General features: G+C 71.7%; 4 protein-coding genes. 3 read left to right on the top strand and 1 reads right to left on the bottom strand.

Going from position 1 to position 4180, the window contains the following annotated elements; genetic code table 11:
- Positions 1-372 (bottom strand): helix-turn-helix domain-containing protein (locus IE170_RS32575; protein ID WP_229884708.1); only part of this gene is annotated, 372 nt, incomplete at its 3' end.
- A 161-nt stretch (positions 373-533) separates the two neighbouring features.
- Here IE170_RS32575 and IE170_RS12890 point away from each other — a divergent pair.
- The 3 genes from IE170_RS12890 to IE170_RS12880 all read left to right on the top strand — a co-directional run bounded on the left by IE170_RS12890 (position 534) and on the right by IE170_RS12880 (position 2743).
- Positions 534-1061, top strand: a complete 528-nt coding sequence (locus tag IE170_RS12890) for an ATP-binding protein (RefSeq protein ID WP_229884707.1) — start codon at positions 534-536, stop codon at positions 1059-1061.
- Between the two features lie 168 nt (positions 1062-1229).
- On the top strand, positions 1230-2171 hold the full coding sequence (locus tag IE170_RS12885; RefSeq protein ID WP_189809495.1) for a helix-turn-helix domain-containing protein: 942 nt from the start codon (positions 1230-1232) through the stop codon (positions 2169-2171).
- Entirely contained in the window at positions 2168-2743 is a 576-nt protein-coding gene (locus tag IE170_RS12880) for a Uma2 family endonuclease (protein ID WP_308428387.1), read from the top strand. Before IE170_RS12885 ends, IE170_RS12880 begins: the two co-directional genes overlap by 4 nt.
- The last annotated feature ends 1437 nt before the right edge of the window (positions 2744-4180 follow it).

Below are 4180 nucleotides of genomic sequence, written 5' to 3'. Positions count from 1 at the left end.
GTGAATCGTGTGGATGCTGTAGGAGCTAATCTCGACGGCACGGGACTCCATCTTGGCCAGATCACGCACACGCCTCGGGTAGCGAGCCTGCTCGACATCCCTCTTCATGGCCGCGATGCGGCCCTCCGCCCCCAGAACCTCATCCGCCCGGTCGAGGTACTCGGGACGCGGAATGCGACGCCCCGCCTCGACCTTGCGGACCAGGTCCTCCCCGTACCCCATGCGGGCCGCGAAGTCAGCGGCCCGCAGACCGGCGGTCTCCCGCCACACCTTCAACTGCCGGCCGACGGCCGCGACGACCGCTGCGCCCTGTTCGTCCTCCGGGTCGACCTCCCAGCCCGGCTCTTCCGTTCCGTCGCCGTCCACGCTCATGCGCACCCACTTCCGACGTGCCCGTGCCGACCTGCTCAACGCCCCCGTACCCGCACGGTGCCTCGGACAGGCAGGACAGGATCGGACAGCGTCCGGACAGCCGCGGTACGCACGGGCGTCACCACTTCTCAGCGTAGACACACATCGCCACTCTGAGTGACGTGATTCCACAACTCCCTCTCCTCGGAGCCGCCGTGCACCCCTGCGTCCTCCAGCTCTCCGCGACCCCGCGCGGCGCCCGCCTGGGACGGCTGCTCGCGATCGAGCAACTGCGCGCGTGGGGCGTGCCCTGGGAACGGCCCGAACGCATCCTGGACGAGCTGCTCGCCAACGCCGTCACCCACGGCCGCGTCCCCGGCCGCGACTTCCGCCTCGCGCTCGCCGTCCACCCGACCGGCATCGTCCGCATCGAGGTGACGGACACCCGGTACGACCGCATGCCGGACCCGACGACCGGAGGCCGCGGGCTGGCGATCGTCGAGGAACTGGCCGACTGCTGGGGCGTCGTGACCGGGCCGCCCCCGTGGAAGACGGTCTACGCCGAGGTGTCGCCGTACCGCGCACCGGCACCGGAAATCCACGACTCGGTGGACCGTGCCACGGAGGCCCGTGAGACGGCGGCGCACGAGGTCATGGAAAGGACCGAAGAGAGAAACCCACCAACCCACCCACCCACCGATCGGACCTGAACCGACCCGTGTCGCTCGCGCGGGTGAACTGTGCCAACTGGGCGGATTTGGCGCCGGTTACCGGGCATATGCTCGCGCCGAAACAACCGCAGACATGCGTCGGCCCCCGGCAGGACTAGCGATCCGCACCGGGGGCCTGACCCAACCAGGAAGCGCAAACCTTCCCAAATGGACTGGCAGCAGCCTAGCGCGCCCGCGCGCCCAGCACCCGGCGTTCCCGCCGACACCCCCCGATCAGGCGTAACGCACGTCAACGTTCGGCACGACAGCCACTTCACGGTCGTCGGCAACCACCTCGCCCAACACCGCCACCTGTCGCTCCTCGCGATCGGCCTTGCCGTGCACATTCAGTCGCTCCCCGCCGGGACACGGGTGGCCATCCGCACCCTCGCGGAACGCTTCCCCGACAGCGAGCACCGCATCGGCCGCGCCCTGCGCGAGCTGGAGGCCCAGGGCTACCTGGCCCGCGTACGCGAACGCCTCCCGTCGGGCCGCATGGTGACCCGCACGATCTCGTACAACCAGCCCCACGAGCCGGTTCCCACCCGCACCCCGTCCCGCCCCCAGCGGCCCAGGCCCCTCCGCCCACCCACGCGCCCGCGACCAGCCGCGGCCGAGCCCCCGCGCCCACCCGCGGCGGAACCGCCGATGGCCAACCCGGTCACGCCTGAACCCCCGCCCCCTCCGCCGACCACACCGAAGACGGCTCCCGAACCCCCGCCGGTGGCAGAGCCACCGCACCCGCCACACCAGCTCAAGACGGCGCGCGAGATCCTCACGGCCCTCCACTGGGCCGACCCCCGTCTGCTGCTCTCCTCCCGCGACGTGGACCGCCTCACCCCGGACACCGCCCGCTGGCTGGAGCGCGGCGCCCCGCCAGAGGCGATCACCCTGGCGCTCACGACCGGCCTGCCACCGGACCTGCGTCATCCGCCCTCGGTGATCGCCCACCGCCTCCGCGAACTCCTCCCACCCCGGACGGGCCCCAGGCCCGGCCCACGAGGCCGGGGCCCCCGCCCGGACCCCCTCCAGAACTGCGACGGCTGCGACCGCGCCTTCCGCTCCCCGACCCCGGGCAAATGCGCGGGCTGCCGACCTGCGGCCGCATGACGAACACCCGCTACCGCGCCATGCGACACGTCCTCGACCGGATCGAGGACACGACGCCCGGCAAGCTGGAGATCACCAAGGAAGGCATCGTCCACGACCTCCAAGCCCCGGGTCGCCCGCACGAGCTGACGGCCGGACTGATGGCCCGGCGCCTGGAAGGGGCGATGCCGGATGGCATCTGGGCACACACCGGCAGACCCGACGTGGAAGACGAGCGCCAGGGCGTCATGCGACACCCGGACGTCATGGTGATCGCCTTCGAGGACATGCAGGGCGAAGGATCCTTCGACCCACGAACGGTGATCGCCGCGATCGAGGTCGTGTCCCGCTCCAACCCGGACAACGACTGGATCGGGAAGATGCGCGACTACCCCCTGCTCGGCATCCCCGTGTACGCGGTCTTCGACCCGCGTACCGGCACGGGAGCGGTGATGAGCGACATCCACCCCACCCCGGACGGCCCCAGGTACGCGACGCGCAAGGACTTCGTCTACGGAGAAGACGTCACCATCGCGGATTGGACCATCTCCACGACCGACCTCCCGCGCTACACGGATACCACCACGAACTGACAGCCGCGGGGCCACAAAGGGGCGGGCCGGGCGCGCCGTTTCAGAGGGGGCCAACCGTCTACGTGCTACCTGACGGCGTTCTGGCGTGGCATGTATGGCGTGGACGCGGGAGTGAACCGGTCTCGGCGCGATGCGGCGGGAGCCGGCCACTCGGGATCCGAAGGGGACGTGAGGGGGGCGCCGGCGGAAGCCGACGGCTCGGCGCTGGAAGGCGGCGGCAGGAGCGTCGGTTGGCGGTAGCCGGTCGGTCGGGATCAGGGAGGTTGCCGGTGGTGTCCCCGGCAGTTGATGGTGTCCGGGGCGTGCCGGTCCCTCAAGGGCGCTCCCTTTCGGTCGCGTCGCTGCGCGATGGCCCTTGCGGGCCACCCTTGACCGACCGACCCGCCCCGGAGGCATTTTTTTCTGCCGGGGCCGCCCCCGGGGAATGACCCTGGAGGGACGAGCGGTCCGGGGCAGGATCACAGAGCCCGGCGCCAGGCCCGCGGAGCCCCCTTCGCCCCACCGGCATCAGCAGACCCATCGGCTGAAGCCGGGAGGGCGATACGTACAGGAAAGGACGACCAGAGCGTCATCCAGCGGCAGGAGCGCAACAGATCGCTACGTGCGCGCCCTTGGCTTGGCGTCCGGCGGCCGTCAGAGGCCAGGAGCGCGACAGACCGGACGTGCGGGCCCTTGGCTTGGCGGCTGTCGGCGGCTTGGGGAGGAAGGCGTGGCAGATCGCTACTGGGGCGCCGTTTGTTCAGCGGCCGCCGGCCGTCAGGAGCGGGAACGCGGCAGACCGCTCGTGCGCGCCCTTTGCTTGGCGGCCGTCGGCTGGCTGTGGCTGGAACACGGGGCAGAGCGCCGCGTCACGGCGGTCGGCGGTTGCCGGGGCAGCGGAGCGCCCCGCTCGCTGCCCGTCCCGCCTCTTAACGGGCGACCCGCCGTTCGGGGCGGCGAAGCGCCCCAGCCCGCTGCGCACTCCTGTCTCCTCGGCAACCACCGGCCGTTCGGGGCGGCGAAGCGCCGCTGTCCGCTTCGGACTCCTCGTATACCGGCGTCTGGCGACAGGACGACGGCATCGGCGCTCGCACCGCCGCGATCCGGCGTACAGCCGCCGACAAAGGGTGCCCCTGTGGCGACCTGTCGCGTCTCCCGACCCCTGACGGCCGCCGGACGCCAAGCCGAGGACGCCCCTGTGGCGATCTGCCGTGCTCACCGCCGATGACGGCCGCCGGACGCTTAGCCATGGGCGCGCACGTAGCGATCTGTCGCGCTCCTGTCGCCGGATGATGCTCTGGACGTCGTTTCCCTACGTCACAGCCACCCCGGCCTCCCGTCGACGGGTCTGCTGATGCCGGTGGGGCGAAGGGGGCTCCTGGGGCTTGGGGCCGGGCTCTGTGATCCCGCCCTGGACGGCTCGTCCCTCCAGGGTCATTCCCCGGGGGCGGCCCCGGC

This window comes from Streptomyces toxytricini (assembly GCF_014649915.1).
Classification (GTDB): Bacteria; Actinomycetota; Actinomycetes; order Streptomycetales; family Streptomycetaceae; genus Streptomyces; species Streptomyces toxytricini.
This window is presented reverse-complemented; position numbering and strand designations above follow the sequence as displayed.

Bases quoted from the DNA above. Each gene is read 5' to 3' on its own strand.
- IE170_RS12885 (WP_189809495.1), top strand. From the start codon at position 1,230: ATGGACTGGCAGCAGCCTAGCGCGCCCGCGCGCCCAGCACCCGGCGTT.
- IE170_RS12880 (WP_308428387.1), top strand. From the start codon at position 2,168: ATGACGAACACCCGCTACCGCGCCATGCGACACGTCCTCGACCGGATC.